Here is a 22817-nt window from a genome sequence, read left to right as displayed (position 1 = left end):
GTTGGATCAGTTGGCGCGAAGCGAATCCGCCCCGCAGCGGTGCCATTGGTGGGCGGCGGCGACCTGGCCGCGCCGACCGAAGCACCAGTTCATCATGTTCAGCACGCGGGCATAGGCGTCCCGCTCGCCGCACGACTTCTGCGTCTCCGGCTGGTCGCCGGAGCCGCCGCGGCAGCGGGTGTTCGCCTCCCGCTCCATCCGCATGATCTGGGGCGCGGTCGGCTGCGCGGCGGCCGGCGCCGCGGCCAACAGGACCAGCAGCGCCGCCGCGGCCCTCAAGCCGCCACTCCCGGTGCGTTACTCCCGAGCCGTCGCCGCACCGCCGCCGCAACGGCATCCGCGGTGATGCCGAAGTGCTTGTACAGGTCGTCCGCCGGTGCGCTGGCGCCGAAGCCGGACATGCCGACGAAGATCCCGTCGCTGCCGATCCAGCGTTCCCAGCCGAAGGGCAGCGCGGCCTCGATCCCGACCCGCAATGCCGTCCCCAGCACCGAGTCATGCCAGGACGGGTCCTGCAGCGCGAAGAGCTCCCAGCAGGGGAGGGACACCACGGCGGTCGGCACGCCCTCCGCCTCCAGCATCTCCCGTGCGGCCATCGCGATCATCACCTCGGAGCCGGTCGCGATCAGCGTCGCGCGACGCTCGCCCGAGGCTTCCGCCAGCACGTAGCCGCCGCGGGCGGAACGGTTCTCCCCCGCCTCGTCCCGCAGCGTCGGCAGGTTCTGGCGGGACAGTGCCAGCACGCTCGGACCGTCCGCGCGGCGCAGCGCCAGCTCCCAGGCCTCGGCCGTCTCCATCGCGTCCGCCGGGCGGAAGACGTGCAGGTTCGGGATGACCCGCAGCGCCGCCAGGTGCTCCACCGGCTGGTGCGTCGGCCCATCCTCGCCCAGGCCGATGCTGTCATGCGTCAGGACGTGCACCACCCGCTGCCGCATCAGCGCGGCCAGCCGGATCGACGGCCGCATATAGTCGGAGAAGACGAGGAAGGTGCCGGAGTAGGGGATGATGCCCCCGTGCAGCGCCATGCCGTTCATGGCGGCCGCCATGCCGTGCTCCCGGATTCCCCAGTGGACGAAGCGCCCGCCGAAGGAATCGGGCGCCACCGCCGGCACGCCCTTGACGTTGGTGTTGTTGGACCCCGTCAGGTCGGCCGAGCCGCCGATCATCTCCGGCACGGCCGGCACGAGGGCCTCCAACGCCTTCTGGCCCGCCACCCGGGTCGCGATCTTCGGCCGGTCCGCGGCGATCTTCGCCCGCCACTCCGCGAGCGGGGCGGCCCAGTTCTCCGGCAGCCTGCCGGCCATCGCGCGCTCGAAGTCGGCCCGTTGCGGGTGCTTCGCCAGCCGCTTCAGCCAGGACCGCCGCGTGCCGCCCCCGCGTTTGCCGGCGGTCTCCCACATCTCGCGGATGTCGTCCGGCACCTCGAAGGCCGGGGAGTCCCAGCCCAGCGCCGCCTTGGCCGCCGCGGCCTCCTCCGGCCCGAGCGGCGCGCCGTGGCTCCCCGCCGTTCCCGCCTTCTTCGGCGCGGAGAAGCCGATGATGGTGCGGCAGGCGATGATGGTCGGCTTGCGGGACTTCGTGGCGGCCAGCAGCGCGGCCGCCACCGCCTCGTGGTCGTGCCCGTCCACCGAACGGGTCGCCCAGCCATAGGCGCGGAAGCGGGCGAGCGTGTCCTCGCTGACCGAGAGCGCCGTGTCTCCGTCGATCGAGATGTGGTTGTCGTCCCACAGAACCGTCAGCCGGTTCAGCTGCAGATGGCCGGCGATGGCGGCCGCCTCGTGGGAGATCCCCTCCTGCAGGTCGCCGTCGCTGGCGATGACCCAGGTCCGGTGGTCGACGAGGCTCTTGCCGAAGCGCGCCGCGAGGTGCCGCTCCGCGAGCGCCATGCCCACCGCGGTCGAGATGCCCTGGCCGAGCGGCCCGGTCGTCATCTCGATGCCCGGGTGCTCCGTCACCTCCGGGTGACCGGCGGCGGGGGAGTGGAGCTGCCGGAACCGGCGGATCTCCTCGATCCCCATCCCCGCATGGCCGGACAGGTGCAGCCATGCGTAGAGCAGCATGGACCCGTGCCCCGCGCTCAGCACGAAGCGGTCCCGGTCCGGCCAGCGGGGGTCGGAGACGTCGTGCTTCAGGAAACGGCTGAACAGAACCGTGGCCGCGTCGGCCATGCCCATCGGCATGCCGGGGTGGCCGGACTTCGCCGCCTCGACCGCGTCGATCGCCAGGGCCCGGATCGCGTCGGCCATCCGCCGCGCCGGGGTCACCGGCCGCGCGAGCAGCGCCTCCTGCGCGATCAGCGCGGGACTGCGGCTGGGAGAGGGCGGCGTGCTGTCGGGTTCCGTGGTGGCCAATTGGATCTCCGGAAGGGCGCCCGAGCGGGTCCGATGCGGCGCGCTATAGAGGCACCCCCTTTCGGTGCCAACCCTTCGCCCTCTCCCGCGTTCGGTTGTGCATGGAACGAAAACGCGTCTATAAAAACGAGACTTGTCACACATACCGGACTCAACTTATCTTTCCGGTTAATGGCCGAGTCGTGAGCAAGGTTTTGGATTGACCTCCCGACACCCGTCGGGCCCCTTCCCGGTCCCACGCATCCCCGCGCCGTCGCCATAAGGGACAGACACGCGGGCGACATGGAGGCAACGCCTTTTTGACGCCGCCCTCACCATCTCAGAGCCGCCTCGGACGCTCCGTCCTTCGCGCCGCGCTGCCGGTGATGACGTGCGTGCTGATGGCGGGCGCAGCGGCGGTTCTGCTTCCCCCGGCGCAGGCGCTGCCCGTCGCCCTGGCGCTTCTCCTCTTGCTCGGAGCGGGCGTCGTCGTCACGGTCCTCCGGCGCCAGCCCGCGCTGCATCAGGCCGACCTGCTGCGGGAGGCCGTGGAGAAGACGAGCCTTGCCTACGCCATCTACGGCCCCGATCGCACCCTTCTGGACCACAGCCCGGCCTATGCCGCGATCCACCGCTCCGGCCTGCCCGGCGGCATCCCCCGCCTCGACGACGTGCTCGCGCGCGCCCATGCGGGTGAGCCGGACGCGGCCGGGCTGGTCGCCCGCCGCCTCGCGGTGCACGAGGACGATGATCTCGGCGAGTTCGACGTCACGGTCCCCGGCGGCCGCGCCCTTCGCGTCACCAAGCGGCGACTGGCGGGCGGCGAGGTCGCGCGCTTCGCGCTCGACGTGACCGAGGCCCGCGCCCGGGATATGCGCGCCCGCGCCATCTTCGATAACGTGCCCGCCGGGATCTGGCACCTGGACGCCGGCGGCCGGACGCTGGCCGGCAACCAGCGCCTGGCCGCGATGTTCGGCGGAACACTGCCCGCGAACCTGCTGGGGTCCGGCCTCTATCAGCTCGGCCAGACCCATGATGGCGGCCCCTTCGGCCTGCCCCCGGGCCAGGAGGTGGAAGCCGTGCTGCCGATGCCCGACGGCTCGGGCAGCGAGCGCCGGGTGATCCTCGTGGCCTCGCCCTGGCTGACCGGGGAATCGGGCGGCAAGGAAGCGGTGCTGACCCTCATGGACGTCTCCGGCCTGCATGTCGCGCAGGCCCAGGCGGCGCACTTCGCCTGGCACGACCCGCTGACCGGCCTGCCCAACCGGTTCCGCTTCCAGCAGGCCCTTTCCCAGCTCACCACCTCGACGGAAGGCGGGTCGCTCCTCCTTCTCGACATGATGGGCGTGCGCGCGATCAACGACCGCCTCGGCCAGACGGCCGGCGACAATCTCCTACGGGAGGCGGCGCGCCGGATGCGCGGCCAGACCCGCCCGGGCGACGAGGTCTTCCGCATCGGCGGTGACGAGTTCGCGGTGATCGCTCCCGGCGCTCGAACGGCGCCCTCCGCCGGTGCCGTCGCGGGACGCATGAAGCGCGCCCTCGCCGCGCCGCTCGACCTCGGCGCCGGACCCTCGCCGATCCAGGCGAGCATCGGCCATGCCCAGGCGCCGGCCGACGGGAAGGACCCGGAGCACCTCCACCGCGCCGCCGCGCTCGCCCTCGCGCAGTCGAAGCGGGAGGGCGGCAACTCGATCATTCCCTACACCGCCGCGCTCGGGGAGCGCGTCGCCCGCCGCCTCGCCCTTCGCAGCCAGCTCGTCGAGGCGGTGGGGAAGGGGGCCTTCCAGCTCGTCTGGCAGCCACAGGTGGATGCGCGGACCCGAAAGCTTCGTGGCGCGGAGGCCCTGCTCCGCTGGCCCGGCGGCCCCGGCGGCAGCGCCGTCTCCCCGGCCGAGTTCCTGCCGGAGGCGATGGAGGCCGGCCTGATGCCCCAGATCGACGCCTGGGTGCTCGATACCGCCTTGCGCCAGAAGCGTGCCTGGCACGGCAAGGCTGACAGCCCTGCTGTGGTCGGCGTGAACATCTCGCCCGCCACGCTGAAGGATCAGGCCTTCCCGGCCCAGGTGATGGCGACCCTCGCGCGCCACTCCGTCCACCCGGACGAGCTGGAGGTGGAGATCCCCGAGGACGTCGCGGCCCGCGACCTCGACGCCATCGCCCCGGTCCTGCACGAGCTGATCGGGGAGGGGGTCCGGCTTTCGCTCGACGACTTCGGCGGCGGCCTCTCCGCGCTCGCCCACTTGTTGCGGCTTCCCGTGGACCAGGTGAAGCTCGACCGCTCCATCGTCGCCGGCCTGCCCGGTGGCGCGCGGGAGCGCGCCATCCTCAAGGCCGTCGCCGCGCTCGCCCACGGCATGGAGATCCCCCTGCTCGCAGAGGGCGTCGAGACCGAGGAGCAGGCCGAGGCGCTGATCCAGGAGGGCTGCACGGTGATGCAGGGCTGGCTCTTCGGCCGCGCCGTGCCGGCCGATGTCCTCGTTCCCAGCGACTAGCCCGGGAGCCCGAGCCCGATGCACGTGGATGCCTACGTGTCCCTCAACTCCCCCTGGGCGCATCTCGGCGCCGCGCGGATCGAGGCGTTGACTGCCCGGCACGGCGCCACGCTGCGGCTCTGGCCCGTGGATTTCGGCGGCACGATCTTCCCGGCTTCCGGCGGGCTACCGCTTCCGCGCCGATCTCCGCAGCGCCAGGCCTACCGGATGCAGGAACTCGCCCGCTGGCGCGACCACCTCGGCATCCCGATCAACCTCCGCCCCCGCTTCTCTCCGTTCGACGAGTCGCGGGCGGCGGCCTGCGTCATCGCCCTGCGCGAGACCGTCGGCGACGCGCCCGCGATCGCGCTGGCCCACCGGCTGATGCGCGCCGTCTGGCAGGAGGAGGAGGACGTCGCCGACCCCGCGACCCTCGCCCGCCTCATGACCGGGCTGGGCCTCGAGGCTGACTCGCTGCTCGCCCTCGGCGCCGAACCCCGCTGGGCCGCCATGCGCACGGCCGACAGCGAGGCCGCCCTCACCCGCGGCGTCTTCGGCGCGCCGACCTACGTCATCGGCGAGGACCTCTTCTGGGGCCAGGACCGGCTCGAATTCGTGGAGCGCCGCCTCGCGGCCGGTTGAGGGGCGCCGGGGAGAGTTCCCGGCGCCGAAGGCTCCCTCGCCGGTGGCCCGGTCCGCCGCCGGCCGGCTCCGGCGTCAGCGCGGCGCGTTCGCCCGCGCCACCACGGCCTCGAGCAGCACTTGGCACCCGGCCTCCGCCTCCTCCGGCAGGATGCTCTCCGCCTCGTTATGCGAGAGCCCGTCCTTGCACGGCGTGAAGATCATCGCCGTCGGCACGCGGCGCGCGACATAGACCGCGTCATGCCCCGCGCCGGAGATGATCTCCCGCGCCGGCAGGCCCAGCCGCGCCGCCGCCTCCCGCACCAGCCGCACGCAATCAGGGTCGAAGGGCTGGGCGGGGATGCGGAACAGCTCCGTCAGTTCCAGGGTCAGGCCTAGTTCGTGCGCGATGCGCGAGGCCTGCACCGGGAAGCTCTCCGCGATTCCCTCGATCTCGGCGCCGGAGGGATGGCGGAACTCCACGGAGAACCGCACCTCCCCGGGGATCACGTTGCAGGAGTTCGGCAGCACGGAGAGGCGCCCGACCGTCCCGCGCCCATCCTCTCCCCGCGACCGCATGATCGAATCGACCAGCTCCACGATCCGCGCCGCGCCCAGCAGCGCGTCTCGCCGCGTCGAGGGAGGCGTCGTCCCGGCATGGGCGTCCTGGCCCGTGATGACGGCGTCGTACCAGACCTGCGCCTGCGCCCCGGTGACGATGCCGATGCTCTTCCCCTCGCGCTCGAGAATCGGCCCCTGCTCGATGTGCAGCTCGAAGTAGGAATCGGCGGGGAAGGGGGCGGCGGGGTGCTCGCCCTTGTACCCGATTCCGTCCAGCGCCTCGGACACCGTCACCCCGTCGCCGTCCCGCAGCGCATAGGCCTTGTCCTGCTCGTAGACCCCCGCCCAGACGCCGCTGCCCATCAGCGAGTGCCCGAAGCGGCTGCCCTCCTCGTCCGTCCAGTTCACCAATTCCAGCGGCGCCTCGGTCTCGATGCCCAGCCCGTGCAGTGTCCGCATCACCTCCAGCCCCGCGATGACGCCGAGCGCGCCGTCGAACTTCCCGCCGGTGGGCTGGCTGTCCAGGTGGCTGCCAAACAGCACCGGCAGCCGGGACGGATCGCGCCCCGGCCGGCGCGCGAACATGTTCCCCATCGCGTCCACCCGCACCGTCAGGCCCACGGCCTGGCAGAGCTCCGTGAACCGATCCCGGCCGGCCCGGTCCACCTCGGTCAGGGTCAGCCGCTTCACGCCGCCCTTCGGGGTGGCGCCGATGGCCGCCATCTCCATCAGCGCGTCCCAAAGGCGCTGCCCGTCAATGCGCTGGTTGGTCCCCGACATGTCCCTGGCCCGATGCTGTGGGGCGATCTTGCGCGGTGCGGCCCGCCCGGCAACCCCGGCGCCGCGCGCCGTCAGCGCGGCAGGGACAAGCGCCCGCCCCGCTCAATCGCGCGCTGCCAGGCCGGGCGCGCCCGCATCCGCGCGAGCCAGTCCCACAGCCGGGGCCGGGATTCGCTCAACCCGCCCCGCGCCGCGCTCGCCTCCATCGGGTACCCCATCTGGATATCCGCTGCCGAGAACGCCTCTCCGGCGAAGAATGGCGCCTCGGCCAGAACCGCCTCCATGTAGTCGAGGTTGTCGGCGATCTGCCCGTCCACCCGCGGCAGCGCGGCCGCCCCCGCCGGCCCCAGCCGCGAGAGATACAGCTTCACCAGCAGGGGCGGCATGACCGACCCCTCCGCGAAGTGCATCCAGTGCAGATAGCGGCGGTGCGCCGCGCTCCCCGCCGCCGGCCGCAGCCTGCCCGTCAGGTCATGGCGGTCGAGCAGCGTCTCCAGGATGGCCCCGGACTCGGCCAGCACCTCCCCGCCATCCTCCACCACCGGCGACTTGCCGAGCGGGTGGACCGCGCGCAGCGAGGGTGGCGCCGCCATCGTCACCGGGTCCCGCGCGTAGCGGATGACCTCGTAGGGCAGGCCGAGCTCCTCCAGCAGCCAGAGCACCCGGTGCGACCGCGAGGCTTCGAGGTGGTGGACGCGGATCACGCGATCCTCCTGCGACCGAGAGAGCGCGGATTCTTCCACCGAGGCCGGCCCCGACCAAGCCCGCTCATCCCGCAAGCTCCGCCTGCACGGCCGCGAGCATCTCCTCGCCCAATGGGTCGTCGCCGACCGCGCGGGCGAGCAGCACGGCACCGACCAGCGTGGCGAGCGCCGCCAGCGCCCGCTGCCGCCGCCTGCGCCGGGCCACCGAGCCCGGCAGCATCCGCTCCAGCCCCGCCGCCATCCCGCGCATCCCGAGGGTGAAGGCCCGCCGCAACGGACCATCTGGCGCATCCCGGGCGGCCTCCGCCGCCAGGGCCGGCGCCGGGCAACCACGGCCCGGCTCGCGGCAGTTGGCCGCGCCGAGATAGTGGCGGACCGCCTCCTGCAGCGCCCCGGGCGTGTCGCCCAGCGCCTCCCATCGCGCCGCCACACGCGCGAAGGACTGCTCGCAGGCCTCCGCTGCCAGCGCCTCCTTCGAGGGGAAATGCCCGTAGAACCCGCCATGGGTCAGGCCCGCCGCGCCCATCACCTCGGCCACGCTCACGCCCTCGATCCCGCGCTCCTTGAACAGGCGGGACGCCGTCTCCAGCACCGCCTGCCGGTTCTGCGCCACCTGCTCCCGCGAGGATCGCGCCATGTCCGGAGACTCCCATTGACTTTAGATGACGCGCGTCATCTATTCCGATGACGATCATCATCAAACATGGCCCCGACGCGCCCCGCCCGCAACCGGCGGCGTCCCGGCCCGGAGATCCGTGCATGCTGGCCGCCTCCCTTTCCGCACGTCTCGCCCGGCGCGGCATCCACTACGGCTGGGTGATGGTCGCGCTCACCTTCCTCGTCTCCCTCGCCTCGGCAGGGGCCCTGGGCATCCTCGGCGCGCTTCTCCTGCCCGTGCAGCGCGAGTTCGGCTGGGAGACCGGCAGCATCTCCGGCGCCCTCGCGCTCCGCCTCCTCCTCTTCGGGCTGATGGCGCCCTTCGCCGCCGCGATCCTTCAGCGCTACGGCCTGCGCCGCGCGGTCGCCATCGCGCTGTCCCTCGTCGTCGCCGGGATCCTCCTCTCCGCGGTCATGACGGAGGTCTGGCAGCTCTGGCTCACCTGGGGCGTGCTGACCGGCCTCGGCACGGGCATGACCGCCCTCGTCCTCGGCGCCACCGTCGCCAACCGATGGTTCGCGGAGCGCCGCGGCCTCGTCCTCGGGATGCTCACGGCGGCGAACGCCACGGGCCAGCTCGCCTTCCTGCCGCTCGCCGCCTGGCTTGCCCAGAACGAGGGCTGGCGGACCGCGATGGTCCCCGGCCTCCTCGCCTGCGCCGCGGGCGGCGTCCTGATGCTCCTCCTCGGCCGCGACCGCCCGGAGGAGCTGGGCCTCGCCCCCTATGGCGCCGCCCCCGGCACGAAGCCGGCCGTCCCGCCGACCCCGGCCGCGAACCCCGTCCGCACCGCCTTCGCCACCCTCTCCGAGGCGTCGCAATCCCCGGCCTTCTGGATCCTCTTCGCCACCTTCTTCATCTGCGGCCTCTCGACGAACGGCCTCATCCAGACCCACTTCATCCCGCTCTGCAGCGACTTCGGCATGGCGGAGGTCCAGGCCGCGTCGGTGCTGGCGATGATGGGCATCTTCGACTTCGTCGGCACCATCGCCTCCGGCTGGCTGTCCGACCGCTACGACAACCGCAAGCTGCTCTTCTGGTACTACGGCCTGCGGGGCCTCTCGCTCCTCTTCCTGCCGATGAGCACCTTCTCCCTCTACGGCTTGTCCGTCTTCGCGATCTTCTATGGCCTGGATTGGATTGCCACGGTCCCGCCGACCGTGAAGCTCGCCGGCCAGTCCTTCGGGCGGGAGAAGGCGCCGCTCGTCTTCGGCTGGGTCTTCACCGGCCACCAGCTCGGCGCCGCCACCGCGGCCCTTGGCGCCGGCCTCAGCCGCGATGCGCTGGCGAGCTACCTTCCGGCCTTCTACACGGCCGGCGCGGCCTGCCTCATCGCAGCGCTCCTTGCCCTCGCCATCAACCGTGGGCGTGCGCTGGCACCACGCCCGGCCTGAACCATGCGGCCCCGGGCCTCGCGCCGGGGGCGAGTGCCTTGCGATCCGCGCGCCACGGGGCGACCCTGCGACTCTCCCCGCCGGAACGCCACGATGGCCCAGTCCCTTTCCTCCGCCCCGCCGATCCTGCGCAACAGCGACCTGGACACGGACGCGATCCGCCAGGCGCGCGTGGACCTCGCGGCCTGCTTCCGCATGGCCGCCCGGCTCGGCCTGCAGGAGGGCATCTGCAACCACTTCTCCGCCCTCGTCCCCGGCCGGCCGGACCTGATGCTGGTGAATCCCTACGGCTGGTCCTTCGCCGAGATCACCGCGTCCCGCCTGCTCATCACCGATTTCGACGGCCAGGTCCTGGCGGGGGAGGGCGTGCCTGAGGCGACCGCCTTCTACATCCACGCCCGCCTGCACCTGCGGCATCCCCGCGCCGCCGCCGCCTTCCACACGCACATGCCGAACGCGACCGCGCTCTCGATGCTGGAAGGCCCGCCGCTCGTCTGGGCCGGCCAGACCGCGCTGAAGTTCTACGGCCGCACCGCCGTGGACGAGGACTACAACGGCCTTGCCCTGGACAGCGCGGAGGGTGACCGCATTGCCGCCGCCATGGGGGAGGCGGACGTGGTCTTCCTGAAGAACCACGGCGTGATGGTCGTCGGCCCCTCCATCGCGGAGGCCTGGGACGATCTCTACTACCTCGAGCGCGCGGCCGAGGTGCAGCGCCTGGCCTTCGCCACCGGCCGGCCACTGAAGCCCGTCGCGACGGACGTCGCGGAGCGCACCTACGCCCAGATGCGGGGCGGCGGCGACGAGAGCGCGCGCCTCCACCTCGAGAGCGTCAAGCGCATCCTCGCCCGCGAGGAGCCGGACTATCTCGATTGACGGATCCTCGGCCGCCCGCGGACATCGGCGCCTCGGTCTCTTCTACCTCTCGGTCACCGCGATTGGCTGGGGGCTGAACTGGCCGATCCTGAAGTCGCTCCTGACCGAGATGCCGCCTCTCGCGGCGCGGGGCTACGCCGGGGTGCTGGCGGCCCTGGCCCTGGCCACCTTCGCGGCCTCCCGCGGCCGCCCGCTGGCGGTCCCGGCGGGCCAGTTCGGCCGGCTCGTCATCGCCTCCCTCCTCAACGTCACCGCCTGGATGGGGCTCGCCACGATCGGCCTGCGCTACGTCGGGGCCGGGGAGGGGGCGATTATCTGCTACACCATGCCCGCCTGGACCGCCCTCATGGCCTGGCCGGTCCTCGGAGAGCGGCCGACCTTCGCGCGCATCCTCGCCCTCGCGCTCGGCCTCGCCGGCGTGGCGATCCTGATCACCGCGCGCGGTTTCGAGGTGGATGAATCGAAGCTGCCCGGCGTCGCCATCATCCTCTCCGGCGCAATCCTCTTCGCCTACGGGACCGTAGCCTTCAAGCGACGCCCTCTGCCCATGAACCCGGTGGCCGCGACGGCCTGGCAGGTGGGGCTGGGTTGCCTGCCGCTCGCCATCGCCTCCCCGTTCCTCGAGAGCTTCTCGCCTGCCACCCTGTCCACGGCCGGCTGGGCTGCCTTCCTCTACATGGCGGCGATCCCGCTCTGCCTCTGCTACCTGACCTGGTTCAGCGCGCTCGCGGTGCTCCCGGCCGGCGTGGCGACCATCGGCACCCTTGCCACGCCGATCATCGGCGTCCTCTCCGCCTCCGCCTGGCTGGGCGAGCCTTTCGGAACCCGCCAGGCCATCGCCCTCGCCCTCACCCTCGCGGGCATCCTGCTGGCGGTGCAAAGCTCGACCCGGAAACGAAGGGAGTTGCCGCAGTGATCCCGACCCCTCCGACCCGCCGGTCCCTACTCGCCGCGGCCCTGGCGGCGCCCCTGGCCGCCCCCGCCCTCGCCCAGCGGTCCCCGCGCCCGGTGGGGCCGTTCTGGCCCAACGGCGCCCGCCTCGCCGTCTCGATCTGCATGATGTTCGAGGCCGATGGCGGACAGGCGACGGGATGGCAGCCCGGCCCGGGCGGGGGACGCTTCCCGAACTTCCCCGCGATCCAGAACCGCACCTACGGCGCGCTCGAGGGCATTCCCCGCCTGCTCGACATGTTCGACCGCCGCGGCGTGAAGGTCTCCTCTTTCATGATCGGCGCCAGCATCGAGCGCCATCCCGAGCTCGCGCGGGAGATCGTCGCGCGCGGCCATGAGGGCGGCGGCCGCGGCCGGCTGCACGTCTCCACCCACTGGATGGGCCGGGACCAGGAGCGCGACTTCCTCCGCCACGGCTTCGAGACCCTCCGCCGCGTCACCGGCCGCTGGCCGAAAGGCTTCAACGCCCAGGGCCTGCAGGCGAGCGTGAACACCAACGCGCTCCTTCAGGAACTCGGCCTGACCTACTCGATCGACGACCGCAGCCGCGACGAGCCCTGGATCGAGACGGTGAACGGCGACAAGGATTTCTGCCTCGTCCCCTACATGGGCCACGTGAACGACCTGAACTTCTTCGAGAACCGGCAGCGGTCCCTCGGGGACTACGAGCAGATGCTCCGCCAGGAGTTCGAGACGCTGTACGAGGAGGCGGCCGCCCGCCGCCGCATGATGAGCGTCCCGCTGCACGACTTCGTCGCCGGCCACCCCGCCATGATGCGCAGCGCGGAGGCCTTCCTCGCCTGGGCCGCCACCCATCCTGGCGTCTGGTTCGCCAGGCGCGAGGAGATCGCGGACTGGGCGCTGGGGGAGGGCAGGGCGCTCACCCCGCGCGATGCCCGCGTGATGCCGGTGGAGTAGGCCGCGCGGCCGGGCTATCTCCCCGCCCCCATGCCCGACCGCCCCACCCTCCGCCTGCTGCCTGGCCGCGACCGCCGCGCCGCCGCCGGCCATCCCTGGGTCTTCTCGAACGAGATCGCGATGGCTCCGGACGCCCGTGCCCTGTCGCCGGGCACGCCGGTCCGGATCGAGGGCCCGGACGGCGCTCCCTACGGCGTCCACCACTTCAACCCGCACACCCTCATCGCGGCCCGCCGCCTCTCGCGCGATCCGGCCGAGCTGCTGGACGACGCCTTCTGGACGGCGCGCATCGCTGAATGCCTTGCGCTTCGCACGCGGCTCTTCGCGACGCCCCACTACCGGCTCACCCATGCGGAGGCGGACGGCCTGCCCGGTCTCGTGCTCGATCGCTATGGCGACCTGATCACCCTCCAGGCCAACACTGCCGGGATGGAAGCGGCGACGCCCGCCATCCTGCGAGCGCTCGAGACCCTGGTCGCCCCGCGCGCCGTGGTGGCCCGCAACGATTCCAGCGTGCGCGCCCTGGAGGGCCTGCCCGAGACCGCCACCCTGCTGCACGGCACCGACCCGACGGGCAGGGTGGAGGAGGGCGGTGTCACCTTCGCCGTGGACCCGCTGGGCGGCCAGAAGACCGGATGGTTCTTCGACCAGCGGGAGAACCGCGCCCGCGTTGCGAACCTCGCCCGCGGGGAGACGGTGCTGGACGCCTTCTGCCACACCGGCGGCTTCGGCTTGCAGGCCGCGAAGTCCGGCGCCCGTCACGTCACGCTCCTGGACCGGTCGGATCACGCCCTGGCGACCGCCATGGAGACGGCCCGCAGCAACGGCCTGGACGGCGCCGTGGAGCCGATGCGGGGCGACGCCCTCGAAACCCTCGCCCGCCTGCGCGACCAGGCCCGCAGCTTCGGCGTCGTGGTCGCCGACCCACCCGCCTACGCCAAGGCGCGCAAGGATATCCCCGCCGCCCTCCGCGCTTATGAGCGCCTCGCCCGCTTCGCCGCCTCCCTTGTCGCGCCGGGCGGGATCCTCTTCATCGCGTCCTGCTCCCACCACGTCGCGCCCGGCGACTTCGCGGACACGGTGCTGGCGGGGGTGCGGCGCGCCCGTCGGGACGCGCGCATCCTGGCGATCACCGGCGCCGGGCCCGACCACCCCATCCACCCGATGCTGCCGGAGAGCGCCTACCTGAAGGGCCTCACGCTCCACCTCACCTGACTCCGTGCCCGTCCTCACGCCGCGGCTGGTCCGCGCCTACCGCGAGAGCCGTTATCGCGCAGGCTTGGCCGAGATACGGATCGGCCGCCGCAGCGCCGCTGCCGACGAGACCCTGGCCGCCCTCGGCGCCAGGCAGGGCGGCCTCATCTCCGCCTTCAACCCCTTCTCCCGCCGCACCGCGCCGGGTCGCAACGCACGCCATCACGACCGGCTGCGAAGGGCCGCGCGCCGATTTCCCTCGCGCAATGCCCTCGCCTGCCCGGGCACGGATTGGGAGGAGCCGATGCTCCTCGTCGCCTGCGATCCCCGGGTCCTCGCCCGGCTCGGCCGGCGCTTCCGCCAGCACGCGATCGTCGTCCTGCGCCGGGGTGCCCCGGCGCGGCTGCTCTGCCTGACGCCGTTGACGCCGGAGCCCTGATCAGGCCGCCGCGCGCAGCCGGATGCGCGCCGTCGTCCCGCGTCCCACGACGGAGTCCAGCGCGAGCGCCCCACCATGCAGCTCCGCCAGGGCGCGAACCAGGGGCAATCCCAGCCCGGTCCCGCGCACCCCCGCGTCCCGCGCCCTCGCGCCGCGGCCGAAGGGCTCCAGCGCCACGGCCAGCTCCTCCGGCGACATGCCGGCACCGGTGTCCGCCACCGCGACCTCCACATCGCTCTCGCGCGGCTCCGCGGTGACGGTCACCCGGCTCCCGGGCCCCGCATATTTCACCGCGTTGTTCACGAGGTTGAGGATCATCTGGAGCAGCGCCCGCTCATCGGCCGCCACCATGAGGCCCTTGGGGATCGCGCTGAGCAGCGTGATCTCCTGGGCCCCAGCCTCTCCGCGGGCGATCCGCAGCGCCCGCTCGACGAGCCGGTGGAGGTCCACTCGCCGCAGCTCCAGCGCCTCCTTCCCGCCACGCGCGGCGGCGAAGCGCTGCACGCTCTCCACCAGCGAGAGCATATGCGCCCCGGCCTCGCTGATGTCGGTCACGAACTCGGCGTAGCGCGGATGGCCGAGCGGCCCATGCCGCTGCATCTGGAGAAGCTCCGCGAAGCCCAGCACGGCGTTCAGCGGCGTGCGCAACTCGTGCGTGACCTCGGCCAGCGCCCGCTCTCGCCGGCCCGCCGCCTCCATCGCTTCCTGCCGGGCGCCGTGGGCCGCGGTCAGCGCCGTGTCGAGGGCGACGAGCGCCTCCTGCGTGGTCCGCATGAGCCGCCCGGCCTCGTCCTGGGAGCCGAGCGGCAGGTCCGGGAGGGTGGCATCCCGCGCATAGGCTTCCAGCGCCCGCGTCGTCCGCCGCAGCGGCACGAGCAGGGCCCAGAGCCCGGCCAGGGCGAGCGCCGTGCCACCGAGCGTGGCGACCAGCACCACCGCCAGCAGCCACCAGTCCGGATCGCGCCCCGCCATCGCATAAGCGAGGGCCGCGAGCAGCGGGACATGCGTGCCCACGAAGGCGACGACGAAGAACTTGCCCGTGACCCCGCCGGGGATCCGCAGGCGGTCGAGCAGGGCATAGAACCGCAAGCGGCAGGCTCCCGAACAGGTCGGCCTCTCTGGCGGAGGCGTCCCTATTCTCTGGGAGCGAGATAAACAAATGACAATGCGGTACCGGACGGACCGCGATCACGCCTGCCCGATCACCTCAGAGGAAGCGCTCGCGCAGGTCCACCGTGTCGCGGCGCCCGAGCGCCTCGAAGTTCTCCGCCAGCCAGCGCTCAGCCGCCTCCCGCCCGTTGTCGCGAAGGGTGCAGAGAAAGTCCCAGTCCCCGTTGTATTTCGTGGACATGCCGAATTCCCGCATCCGCGCCTCGTCCTCGATCAGGTGGACAAAGAGCCGCTGGTAGCGCGGCGGCGTCAGCGCGCCCTGGTCCACCAGGCGCTGCACGAACTCGATTGCCCGCATCTCGTACATGAGGGAGGCGTTGAAGGTGACCTCGTTCAGCCGCGTGTTGATGTCGGAGACCGTCTTCGGGATCTCCTCCCGCGTGATCGGGTTCACCTGCACCACGACGATGTCCGGCGGTCCTCCGCTGGAATAGAGCGGCCAGAGCGCCGGATTGCCGAGATAGCCGCCATCCCAATAGGCCTCCCCGTCGATCTCCACCGCCCGGAACAGGTTCGGCAGGCAGGCGGAGGCGAGCAGCGTCTCCCGTGAGACCTCGTGCCGCTCGAAGACGCGCGGCTTGCCCGTGCGGACGTTGGTGGCGGAGACGTAGAGCCGCGGCGCCCGCGGGTCGCTCCGCAGCCGCGCCTCGTCCAGCACCCGCTCCAGCACCCGCCGCAGCGGGTTCACCTCGATGGGGAAGGGATTGAACTGGTACGGGGAAAGCATCCGCGTCACGGCATCGAAGGTCTGCCAGGCGACGCTGAAGCTCAGGTCATACCCCCAGAGCAGCTTCTCCGGCGGCGTGTTCCGCAGGGGGCTGAAGGTCAGGCGCGTCGCGATCTCCCGCCAGAACCGATCGAGCGCCGCGATCGCCCCGGCGCGTCCGCCCTCCGCGATGCCCTGCGCCAGCATCGCGCCGTTGATCGCCCCGGCCGAGGTGCCGGAGATCGCGTCCACCTCGATCCGCTCATCCTCGAGCAGCCGTGTCAGCACGCCCCAGGTGAAGGCGCCATGCGTGCCGCCGCCCTGCAACGCGAGGTTCAGGCGCTTCGGCTCCGTGGAGGTCGCGATGGCCGGCGCGGACACATTCGCTTGGGAGATCGGCGGCATGCCCTCCGCGCCACCGCCGCCGCTGCCGCGGCGTTCGCCGGAGCGGCGCTCGACGCGCCCCTCCGGGATCGGCGCGTCGTCGAACCGGCGTGCGGCGGTGGCCGAGGCGGAGGCGGGCACAGCGCCCGCCTCAATCGTTCCCGGCGGCGCCCCCGCAGCAGGCGCGGCGCCGATCCCGCCCGCGCCGCCCGCCTGCGGCTCCGCCCCCTCGCCCTTCCAGCGGGGCGTCTCGTCAGCGCCGCTCACGCGGCGACCCAGCCCCCATCGATGGACAGCGCCGCTCCGTTCACCGCCCCGCTGTTCGGCCCGCAGAGATAGACGGCCATCTCGGCCACCTCCTCCACCTCGACCCAGCGCCGGGAGGGCTGCTTCGCGAGAAGGTAATCGGCCAGCGCCACCTCTTCCGACACGCCATGCTCCTTCGCGAGCGGCGGCACCTGCCGCTCGGCGAGGGGGGTGCGGACGAAGCCCGGGCAGATGGCGTTGCAGGTGATCGGCGCCCGCGCGACCTCCAGCGCCACGGTCTTGGTCAGCCCCACCACCCCGTGCTTCGCGGCGATGTAGGCGGCCTTGAAGGGGGACGCGACGAGACCGTGCGCCGAGGCCACGTTGACGATCCGCCCCCAGCCCCGCGCGCGCATCCCCGGCAGCACCGCCTTGATGGCGTGGAAGTTGGAGGAGAGGTTGATGGCGAGGATCGCGTCCCACTTCCCCTCCGGGAACTCCTCGATCGGGCTCGTGTGCTGGATGCCTGCGTTGTTCACGAGGATGTCCACCGACCCCATCTCGGCGGCTGCCTGCGCGCACATCGCCCGCACCGCCGCCGGATCCGACAGGTCAGCGTCGGAGAAGGGCACCTCCGACCCCGCGGCGGCCGCCACCTCGGCCCGCGCCGCCGCGATCCCGGCCGGGTCGCCCAGCCCGTTCAGCATCACCCGCGCGCCCTGCCGCGCGAAGGCAAGGGCGATGGCCAGACCGATCCCGCTCGTCGAGCCGGTGACGAGCGCCGTCCGGCCTTCAAGGCTGCGTGTCATCTCAAAATCCTTTGCTGCGCTGCAAAACAGTCAGGGAAGGCGCGTCGTCAACCGCACGATCCTGCGAGTGGCCGCCGAGGACAGAACCGGGGTGTAGAATTCCCGCGCCGCCTGCCGGATCGCCTCAGCAAGGGAGGGCGAGGGAAGATCGAGCTCCGCCAGGGCGTCGAGCCGCATCCCCTGCTGGACCGCCATCGCCAGCACTCCCGCCAGCTCCGCCGCGCGTGGCGCCAGCAACCCGGCACCCAGCAGGCGCCCGCGCCGGTCCGCCACCAACCGCACCAGCCCGAGCGTCACGCCCTCCGCCGCCGCGCCGCCGGTATCGGCGAGCGGCCAGCGGAGCAGCCGGACGGTGCGGCCGTCCTCCGCCTCGAACGCGTCGGCCCCGAGGCTCACCAGCCCCGGCTCGGTACGCACCGACCGCATGGGCGCGACCTCCGGCACCGCGCCGGGCAGCCGGAACAGCATCGTCCGCAGCACCAGTGCCACGTCGCCCCCGCCCGCCCGCGGCGCCCCCTCCGGCCGCCCGTCGGGCGCGTCGGCGATCCCGCCCACGGCCCAGACCCGCCGGTTCGTCGTGCTCCGAAGGCCTCGGCCGACCGCGATCCCGCCCGGCCCGAAGGCAACCCCGGCGGCCGCCAAGTCGAGCCCCGCCAGGGCCGGCGACCGCCCGAGGGCGAGAAGGAGATGCGACCCCTCCACCCGCGTCCCATCCGTCAGGGCCAGCATGACGCCCGGCCCGCCATGCTCCACCCGGGCTGCCTGATACCCCTCCAGCACCGTCACCCCGTCCGCCCGCAGCGCGCGAAGAAGCCCTTCCGCCAACTCCGCCGAATGACCGAGGGCGATCCGCACTGGCTCCACCAGCGTCACCCGGCATCCGAGCAAGGCATGGGCCTGCGCCATCTCCAGCCCGAAGGCCCCGCCGCCGAGCACGATCAGGTGTTCCGGCGCCGTCTGCAGCGCGAGGATCGTCTCCTCCGTCAGGTAGGGAATTGTCTCCAGCCCCGGCAGCCCGGGCACGACGGGAGCCCCGCCCGCCGCGACCACGCAGCGCCGGAAGCGCCACTCCCGCCCGCCGGCCGCCAGGGTCTGCGGCCCGGCGAAGCGGGCGGCGGCCGGGACGACCTCGATGCCCATCCCCTCGAACCGCGCCGCCGAGCCGTCCGGCGCCACCTCCGCCATTGCCTCCCGGATGCGGGCGCGCACACCGTTCCAGTCCACCGCGGCCTCACCGCCCGGGAGCCCGAACCGGCCGGCCTCCCGCAGCGCCGCGGCCCGGTGCGCGCAGGCCAGCAGGGCCGAGGCGGCGACCCGGCCGCGCACCGGGCCGTCGCCGCCCATCGGCCCCCGCTCGAACAGCGCCACCCGCAGCCCGAGCAGGGCCGAGAGCGCCGCGATTTCCCGCCCGGCCCGCCCCGCGCCGATCACCGCGATGTCCGTGTCCGGCATGATGCTCCTGTCCGCGGCGGGATCGCCGGGGCCAGGGATAGCGCCCGGCCGCACGCCCGCCCAGGGCATGGGACGGGCGCGAATCGCCACCCGCGCGCCGGAGATCAACGCCCCGGCCCGCCAGCAGCCGCGGCGACGCGCGTCAGGGCGTGACGTTCACGTCCGTCAGCTCGCAGGTGTTGATCTGGCGCCGCTCCATCGTCGAACCATCCGCGAGCACCAGCCGGATGTCATTCAGGCACTGGCCCGGGGGAACGGTCAGGGACAGGACCCCGCCGGGCGCGAGGACGTTGGCGCCCATGAGGTCCGGGCCCCAGCTGCCCTGGCCGGAGGACGAGATGTAAACCTCGTTGATGGGCTGATCGAGGCGGTTGTTGAGGCGGAAGTCGGCGTTCTGGGCCAGGGCGGTGCCGGCGGCGAGCGCGAGCGGGAGGGTGGCGAACAGCGCGCCGAGACGACGGGTCAGCATGTCGGAGGATCCGAAAGGAAGCGCCGCCGGAATGGCGGCAAATCATCCTATCGCCGTCTCACATAACTCAACATGTTCCGCGGAATGACATGTGGTTCACGCGATCCGGAGCCGGCCGTGCCCCGGGGAGAGCTGACGGCCGGCCCGAGAGAGGCCGACGATCGCGCGGCATCACGACCGGCCGGTCCACGACGCCTCGGCCTGAAGGGTGCCGGGACGCCGTCCAGGACGTCGATGAGTTGACGCCGCGTCGAGCCCCTACCTATACAGCGCCACCCGCGCCGGGCCTCCCGCCGCGGCCGCCCGCGTCCGCCCATGCCGGCCGGGCGAGAGGCGGCCGGGCCACGACCGGCCATCCCGGATATCCCAGTCACCCGCTGGGGCCGGTCCATCTCTGACGGAGCCCAGTCCCGTGAAGCGTACCTACCAGCCGTCCAAGCTCGTCCGCGCCCGCCGCCACGGCTTCCGTGCCCGCATGGAGACGGTCGGCGGCCGCAAGGTCCTCGCCAACCGCCGCGCCAAGGGGCGGAAGCGCCTCTCCGCCTGATCGCCCGGCGGCCCGCGCCGCCCCAGGTCAGACCGCCGGTCCCATGACCATCCCCCGGATGAAGAAGCGGCGCGACTTCCTGCGCGCGTCCAGCCGCGGCAAGCGCGCCGCCCGGCCGGGGCTGGTCCTGCAGGCTGTCGCGGAAACCGGCGGCCCTCTCCGCGTCGGCTTCACCGTGACGAAGAAGGTCGGCAACTCCGTGGTGCGCAACCGCACCAAGCGTCGGCTGCGGGAGGCCGCGCGCGCCGTCCTCGGCGAATCGCCCCCGCCCGGCTGGGACGTGGTGCTGATCGGCCGCGACGACACCCGCGCGCGCCCCTTCGACCAGCTCAAGGGCGACCTGCGCGGCGCGCTGCGACAGGCCGGGGTGCTGCCGTGACGGCCGCCGCCCATCGCCCGCACGGCCCGGGCCTGGCCGCCGAAGCCCTGAAGCTCGGGGTGCGCACCTACCAGTGGACTTTGCGCCCCGTCATCGGCTCGCACTGCCGCTTCCACCCGCATTGCAGCGCCTACGCCATCGAGGCCCTGTCCGCCCACGGCGCCCTCCGCGGCGCCGCCCTCTCGGCACGGCGCGTGCTGCGCTGCCACCCCTGGAACCCCGGCGGCTACGACCCCGTGCCCGCCCCGAAGGCCTGATCCCGGTCCGATGGACAACAAGCGACTCTTTGCCGCGATCGCGATCTCGATCGGCATCCTCCTCCTCTTCGACGTCTGGCAGCGCCCGGCGCGGGAAGCGCAGCGCCAGGCGCAGCAGCAGGCGCAGCAGACCCAGACCACCCCGGTCCCGATCCCGCAGGGCAACACCGCCCTGAACCCCGCCGGCGTCGCCAGCACCGGACCCTCGGACGGCGCCCCGACCACCCCCGCCCCGCGCCTGCGGATCGAGAGCCCGCGCGTGCAGGGCAGCGTGAACCTTCGCGGGGCGCGGCTGGACGATCTCGTCCTGCGCGACTACCGGGAGACGATCCTTCCCGACAGCCCGCTGGTCCGCCTCCTCGCCCCGCGGGAGGACAGCCACCCCTACTTCGCCCAGTGGGGCTGGACGGCCAGCGGCAACGTCGCCGTGCCGGACGTGAACACCGAGTGGACGGCGGACGCGCAGACCCTCTCGCCTGGCACGCCGGTCACGCTCCGCTGGGAGAACGGCACGGGCCAGCGCTTCGAGATCGTGCTCTCGCTCGACGCGAACTACATGGTCACCGCCGAGCAGCGCGTGGTGAACACCGGCACCGAGGCGGTGCAGGTCCTCCCCTGGGCTCGCATCCGGCGCGAGCGCACGCCGACGGTCGCCGGCTACTACATCCTGCATGAGGGATTCGTCGGCGTGCTCGACGGTCGCCTGCGCGAGACGAAGTACGCCGATGCCAAGTCCGGCGGGGAGCGCACGAACGGCGTTGCCCTGGACCAGGAAAGCCCCGGCGGCTGGGCCGGCTTCACCGACAAGTACTGGCTGACCGCGCTCGCCCCCGTGGACCAGACCCAGCGCATCCGCGCCGCCTACCGCCACGTGTCGGAGGGCGGGCAGGACCGCTGGCAGGTGGACTTCGCGCCGCCCGCCCCGCTCCAGGTCGCCGCCGGCGCCACCGCCCCCTTCGCCACCCGCCTCTTCGCCGGCGCCAAGGAGGTGAAGCTGCTCGACTCCTACGAGCGCGGCCTCGGCATCCACGACTTCGACAAGGCGATCGACTTCGGCTGGTTCTATTACATTACCAAGCCGTTCTTCTACGCGCTCGACTGGCTCTACGGCCTGGTCGGCAACTTCGGCATCGCGATCCTGATCTTCACGCTGTTCCTGAAGATCCTGTTCTTCCCGCTCGCGAACAAATCCTACAAGTCGATGTCGCGGATGAAGATCCTCGCGCCGAAGATGCAGGAACTGAAGGAGCGCCTGAAGGACGACCCGGCGAAAATGCAGGGGGAGATGATGGCCCTCTACAAGGCGGAGAAGATCAACCCCGCCTCGGGCTGCCTGCCGATCCTGCTCCAGATCCCGGTGTTCTTCGCGCTCTACAAGGTGCTCTTCGTCACCATCGAGATGCGCCAGGCGCCCTTCTTCGGCTGGATCCGCGACCTCTCGGCGCCGGACCCGACGAACCTGTTCAACCTGTTCGGCCTGATCCCCTTCGATCCCCCGGCCTTCTTCCACCTGCCGGCCTGGGCGCTGATCATGGGCGTGACGATGTTCATTCAGTTCAAGCTGAACCCGGCGCCGCCCGACCCGGTGCAGGCGAAGCTCTTCGCCTTCATGCCGATCATCTTCACCTTCATGCTCGCGAGCTTCCCGGCCGGCCTCGTGATCTACTGGTCCTGGAACAACCTCCTCTCGGTCGCGCAGCAGTACTACATCATGCGCCATGACCGCGCCGCGCGCCGCTCCGAGAAGGCGGTCGCCCGAACATGATGGCCAGGAGCCGGCTGGACATGGCGGCCCGGAGGGCCGCTCGGCCGTGACCACCGAAGCCGAGGAGGCGGCCCGCATCGAGGCGGGCCGCCTTCTCTTCGCCCGCCCCTGCCGCTTCGTCTACGCGGCGCAGAAGCTGGAGCAGCTGCCGGAGTTCACCCTGCCGGAGGTCGCCTTCTGCGGCCGGTCCAACGTGGGCAAGTCGTCGCTGATCAATGCCCTGACCGGCCAGAAGGCGCTCGCGCGCGTCTCGATCACCCCCGGCCGCACCCGCCAGCTCAACTTCTTCGAACTCGGAGAGGAGGGCTCCGCCCGCCTCACCCTCGTGGACATGCCGGGCTACGGCTACGCCGCCGCCGGCAAAGCCGTGAAGGCCGACTGGCAGGGCCTGATGTTCGATTACCTCCGCGGTCGCCCGAATCTCCGCCGCGTCATTCTTCTGCTGGATGCCCGCATCGAGACGAAGGACGGCGACCGCGCCGCCATGGACCTGCTCGGCGAGGCCGCCGTGCCGTTCCAGATCGTCCTGACCAAGGCCGACGACACGAAGCCGGCCTCCCGCCTGCTCAAACGCCAGGAGGAGGCGGCCGAGATCGTCCGCAAGCGCACTGCCGCCCACCCGAAGGTGATCACCACCTCCTCGGAGAAAGGCACCGGCATCCCGGAGCTGCGCGCCGAGCTCGCGGAACTGGCGCAAGCTTGACCGCCGCCCGCGCCCGGGGCGAGAGAGGCTCCG

At 72.5% G+C, this 22817-nt stretch carries 23 protein-coding genes; 13 read left to right on the top strand and 10 right to left on the bottom strand.

Annotation, left to right across the window (positions count from 1 at the left end; genetic code table 11):
- Nucleotides 1–6: 6 nt before the first annotated feature.
- Nucleotides 7–279 (bottom strand): hypothetical protein, encoded by a 273-nt coding sequence (locus ACP6CK_RS05475; RefSeq protein WP_426957870.1) that lies wholly within the window; start codon nucleotides 277–279, stop codon nucleotides 7–9.
- Nucleotides 276–2246 carry a transketolase gene (gene tkt, locus ACP6CK_RS05470; protein WP_426959880.1) on the bottom strand — a complete coding sequence of 657 codons (1971 nt, stop codon included), beginning with the start codon at nucleotides 2244–2246 and terminating at the stop codon, nucleotides 276–278. The genes ACP6CK_RS05475 and tkt overlap by 4 nt, the downstream gene beginning before the upstream one ends.
- Nucleotides 2247–2731: 485 nt before the next feature.
- Here tkt and ACP6CK_RS05465 point away from each other — a divergent pair, with 485 nt between their 5' ends.
- Entirely contained in the window at nucleotides 2732–4825 is a 2094-nt protein-coding gene (locus ACP6CK_RS05465) for a putative bifunctional diguanylate cyclase/phosphodiesterase (protein WP_426957869.1), read from the top strand.
- Nucleotides 4826–4843: 18 nt separating this feature from the next.
- On the top strand, nucleotides 4844–5446 hold the full coding sequence (locus ACP6CK_RS05460; protein ID WP_426957868.1) for a 2-hydroxychromene-2-carboxylate isomerase: 603 nt from the start codon (nucleotides 4844–4846) through the stop codon (nucleotides 5444–5446).
- Between the two features lie 75 nt (nucleotides 5447–5521).
- On the opposite strand, the gene ACP6CK_RS05455 is transcribed toward ACP6CK_RS05460, so the two are convergent.
- The 3 genes from ACP6CK_RS05455 to ACP6CK_RS05445 all read right to left on the bottom strand — a co-directional run bounded on the left by ACP6CK_RS05455 (nucleotide 5522) and on the right by ACP6CK_RS05445 (nucleotide 8107).
- Nucleotides 5522–6766: a Zn-dependent hydrolase gene (locus tag ACP6CK_RS05455; protein WP_426957867.1), complete on the bottom strand. Its 1245-nt coding sequence runs from the start codon at nucleotides 6764–6766 to the stop codon at nucleotides 5522–5524.
- Nucleotides 6767–6837: 71 nt separating this feature from the next.
- On the bottom strand, nucleotides 6838–7470 hold the full coding sequence (locus ACP6CK_RS05450) for a glutathione S-transferase family protein (RefSeq protein WP_426957866.1): 633 nt from the start codon (nucleotides 7468–7470) through the stop codon (nucleotides 6838–6840).
- A gap of 64 nt (nucleotides 7471–7534) precedes the next feature.
- Nucleotides 7535–8107 (bottom strand): TetR/AcrR family transcriptional regulator, encoded by a 573-nt coding sequence (locus tag ACP6CK_RS05445; protein ID WP_426957865.1) that lies wholly within the window; start codon nucleotides 8105–8107, stop codon nucleotides 7535–7537.
- 122 nt (nucleotides 8108–8229) lie between these two features.
- On the opposite strand from ACP6CK_RS05445, the gene ACP6CK_RS05440 reads away from it, so the two are divergent.
- The 6 genes from ACP6CK_RS05440 to ACP6CK_RS05415 all read left to right on the top strand — a co-directional run bounded on the left by ACP6CK_RS05440 (nucleotide 8230) and on the right by ACP6CK_RS05415 (nucleotide 13897).
- Entirely contained in the window at nucleotides 8230–9519 is a 1290-nt protein-coding gene (locus tag ACP6CK_RS05440; protein WP_426957864.1) for an MFS transporter, read from the top strand.
- Between the two features lie 93 nt (nucleotides 9520–9612).
- Complete coding sequence (locus tag ACP6CK_RS05435; protein WP_426957863.1) at nucleotides 9613–10395, top strand: aldolase; 783 nt, start codon at nucleotides 9613–9615, stop codon at nucleotides 10393–10395.
- Nucleotides 10385–11311, top strand: a complete 927-nt coding sequence (locus tag ACP6CK_RS05430) for a DMT family transporter (protein ID WP_426959878.1) — start codon at nucleotides 10385–10387, stop codon at nucleotides 11309–11311. The genes ACP6CK_RS05435 and ACP6CK_RS05430 overlap by 11 nt, the downstream gene beginning before the upstream one ends.
- Entirely contained in the window at nucleotides 11308–12264 is a 957-nt protein-coding gene (locus ACP6CK_RS05425) for a polysaccharide deacetylase family protein (RefSeq protein WP_426957862.1), read from the top strand. Before ACP6CK_RS05430 ends, ACP6CK_RS05425 begins: the two co-directional genes overlap by 4 nt.
- Before the next feature lie 30 nt (nucleotides 12265–12294).
- Nucleotides 12295–13479 carry a class I SAM-dependent rRNA methyltransferase gene (locus ACP6CK_RS05420; protein WP_426957861.1) on the top strand — a complete coding sequence of 395 codons (1185 nt, stop codon included), beginning with the start codon at nucleotides 12295–12297 and terminating at the stop codon, nucleotides 13477–13479.
- Nucleotides 13480–13483: 4 nt separating this feature from the next.
- Nucleotides 13484–13897 carry a DUF3293 domain-containing protein gene (locus ACP6CK_RS05415; protein ID WP_426957860.1) on the top strand — a complete coding sequence of 138 codons (414 nt, stop codon included), beginning with the start codon at nucleotides 13484–13486 and terminating at the stop codon, nucleotides 13895–13897.
- On the opposite strand, the gene ACP6CK_RS05410 is transcribed toward ACP6CK_RS05415, so the two are convergent.
- The 5 genes from ACP6CK_RS05410 to ACP6CK_RS05390 all read right to left on the bottom strand — a co-directional run bounded on the left by ACP6CK_RS05410 (nucleotide 13898) and on the right by ACP6CK_RS05390 (nucleotide 19133).
- On the bottom strand, nucleotides 13898–14986 hold the full coding sequence (locus ACP6CK_RS05410; RefSeq protein WP_426957859.1) for a sensor histidine kinase: 1089 nt from the start codon (nucleotides 14984–14986) through the stop codon (nucleotides 13898–13900).
- A gap of 118 nt (nucleotides 14987–15104) precedes the next feature.
- Nucleotides 15105–16424: a patatin-like phospholipase family protein gene (locus ACP6CK_RS05405; RefSeq protein WP_426957858.1), complete on the bottom strand. Its 1320-nt coding sequence runs from the start codon at nucleotides 16422–16424 to the stop codon at nucleotides 15105–15107.
- Nucleotides 16421–17212: a 3-hydroxybutyrate dehydrogenase gene (locus tag ACP6CK_RS05400; protein ID WP_426957857.1), complete on the bottom strand. Its 792-nt coding sequence runs from the start codon at nucleotides 17210–17212 to the stop codon at nucleotides 16421–16423. Before ACP6CK_RS05400 ends, ACP6CK_RS05405 begins: the two co-directional genes overlap by 4 nt.
- A 30-nt stretch (nucleotides 17213–17242) precedes the next feature.
- The gene (locus ACP6CK_RS05395; RefSeq protein ID WP_426957856.1) at nucleotides 17243–18664 is read right to left on the bottom strand and encodes an FAD-dependent oxidoreductase; all 1422 of its coding nucleotides are present in this window, start codon (nucleotides 18662–18664) and stop codon (nucleotides 17243–17245) included.
- 142 nt (nucleotides 18665–18806) lie between these two features.
- Nucleotides 18807–19133: a hypothetical protein gene (locus tag ACP6CK_RS05390; protein WP_426957855.1), complete on the bottom strand. Its 327-nt coding sequence runs from the start codon at nucleotides 19131–19133 to the stop codon at nucleotides 18807–18809.
- Between the two features lie 412 nt (nucleotides 19134–19545).
- On the opposite strand from ACP6CK_RS05390, the gene rpmH reads away from it, so the two are divergent.
- From rpmH to yihA, 5 genes are read left to right on the top strand one after another with little or no spacing between them, the layout of a single operon-like run.
- A complete protein-coding gene (gene rpmH / locus ACP6CK_RS05385) occupies nucleotides 19546–19680 on the top strand; it encodes a 50S ribosomal protein L34 (RefSeq protein ID WP_426957854.1) in 135 nt (44 codons plus the stop codon).
- A 43-nt stretch (nucleotides 19681–19723) separates the two neighbouring features.
- Nucleotides 19724–20059, top strand: a complete 336-nt coding sequence (gene rnpA / locus ACP6CK_RS05380; RefSeq protein WP_426957853.1) for a ribonuclease P protein component — start codon at nucleotides 19724–19726, stop codon at nucleotides 20057–20059.
- Nucleotides 20060–20091: 32 nt separating this feature from the next.
- Entirely contained in the window at nucleotides 20092–20316 is a 225-nt protein-coding gene (gene yidD, locus ACP6CK_RS05375; protein ID WP_426959877.1) for a membrane protein insertion efficiency factor YidD, read from the top strand.
- Nucleotides 20317–20326: 10 nt separating this feature from the next.
- Nucleotides 20327–22081, top strand: a complete 1755-nt coding sequence (gene yidC, locus ACP6CK_RS05370) for a membrane protein insertase YidC (RefSeq protein WP_426957852.1) — start codon at nucleotides 20327–20329, stop codon at nucleotides 22079–22081.
- Nucleotides 22082–22127: 46 nt separating this feature from the next.
- Complete coding sequence (gene yihA / locus ACP6CK_RS05365) at nucleotides 22128–22784, top strand: ribosome biogenesis GTP-binding protein YihA/YsxC (protein WP_426957851.1); 657 nt, start codon at nucleotides 22128–22130, stop codon at nucleotides 22782–22784.
- Nucleotides 22785–22817 lie beyond the last annotated feature (33 nt).

This window comes from Muricoccus radiodurans (assembly GCF_050154705.1).
Lineage (GTDB): Bacteria > Pseudomonadota > Alphaproteobacteria > Acetobacterales > Acetobacteraceae > Roseomonas > Roseomonas radiodurans.
This window is presented reverse-complemented; position numbering and strand designations above follow the sequence as displayed.

Coding starts and splice junctions, on each gene's coding strand:
- ACP6CK_RS05455 (WP_426957867.1), bottom strand. CDS start 6,766: ATGTCGGGGACCAACCAGCGCATTGACGGGCAGCGCCTTTGGGACGCG.
- rnpA (WP_426957853.1), top strand. CDS start 19,724: ATGACCATCCCCCGGATGAAGAAGCGGCGCGACTTCCTGCGCGCGTCC.
- ACP6CK_RS05445 (WP_426957865.1), bottom strand. CDS start 8,107: ATGGCGCGATCCTCGCGGGAGCAGGTGGCGCAGAACCGGCAGGCGGTG.
- ACP6CK_RS05400 (WP_426957857.1), bottom strand. CDS start 17,212: ATGACACGCAGCCTTGAAGGCCGGACGGCGCTCGTCACCGGCTCGACG.
- ACP6CK_RS05435 (WP_426957863.1), top strand. CDS start 9,613: ATGGCCCAGTCCCTTTCCTCCGCCCCGCCGATCCTGCGCAACAGCGAC.
- yidC (WP_426957852.1), top strand. CDS start 20,327: ATGGACAACAAGCGACTCTTTGCCGCGATCGCGATCTCGATCGGCATC.
- ACP6CK_RS05465 (WP_426957869.1), top strand. CDS start 2,732: ATGGCGGGCGCAGCGGCGGTTCTGCTTCCCCCGGCGCAGGCGCTGCCC.
- ACP6CK_RS05460 (WP_426957868.1), top strand. CDS start 4,844: ATGCACGTGGATGCCTACGTGTCCCTCAACTCCCCCTGGGCGCATCTC.
- ACP6CK_RS05390 (WP_426957855.1), bottom strand. CDS start 19,133: ATGCTGACCCGTCGTCTCGGCGCGCTGTTCGCCACCCTCCCGCTCGCG.
- ACP6CK_RS05395 (WP_426957856.1), bottom strand. CDS start 18,664: ATGCCGGACACGGACATCGCGGTGATCGGCGCGGGGCGGGCCGGGCGG.
- ACP6CK_RS05420 (WP_426957861.1), top strand. CDS start 12,295: ATGCCCGACCGCCCCACCCTCCGCCTGCTGCCTGGCCGCGACCGCCGC.
- ACP6CK_RS05440 (WP_426957864.1), top strand. CDS start 8,230: ATGCTGGCCGCCTCCCTTTCCGCACGTCTCGCCCGGCGCGGCATCCAC.
- tkt (WP_426959880.1), bottom strand. CDS start 2,246: ATGGCCGACGCGATCCGGGCCCTGGCGATCGACGCGGTCGAGGCGGCG.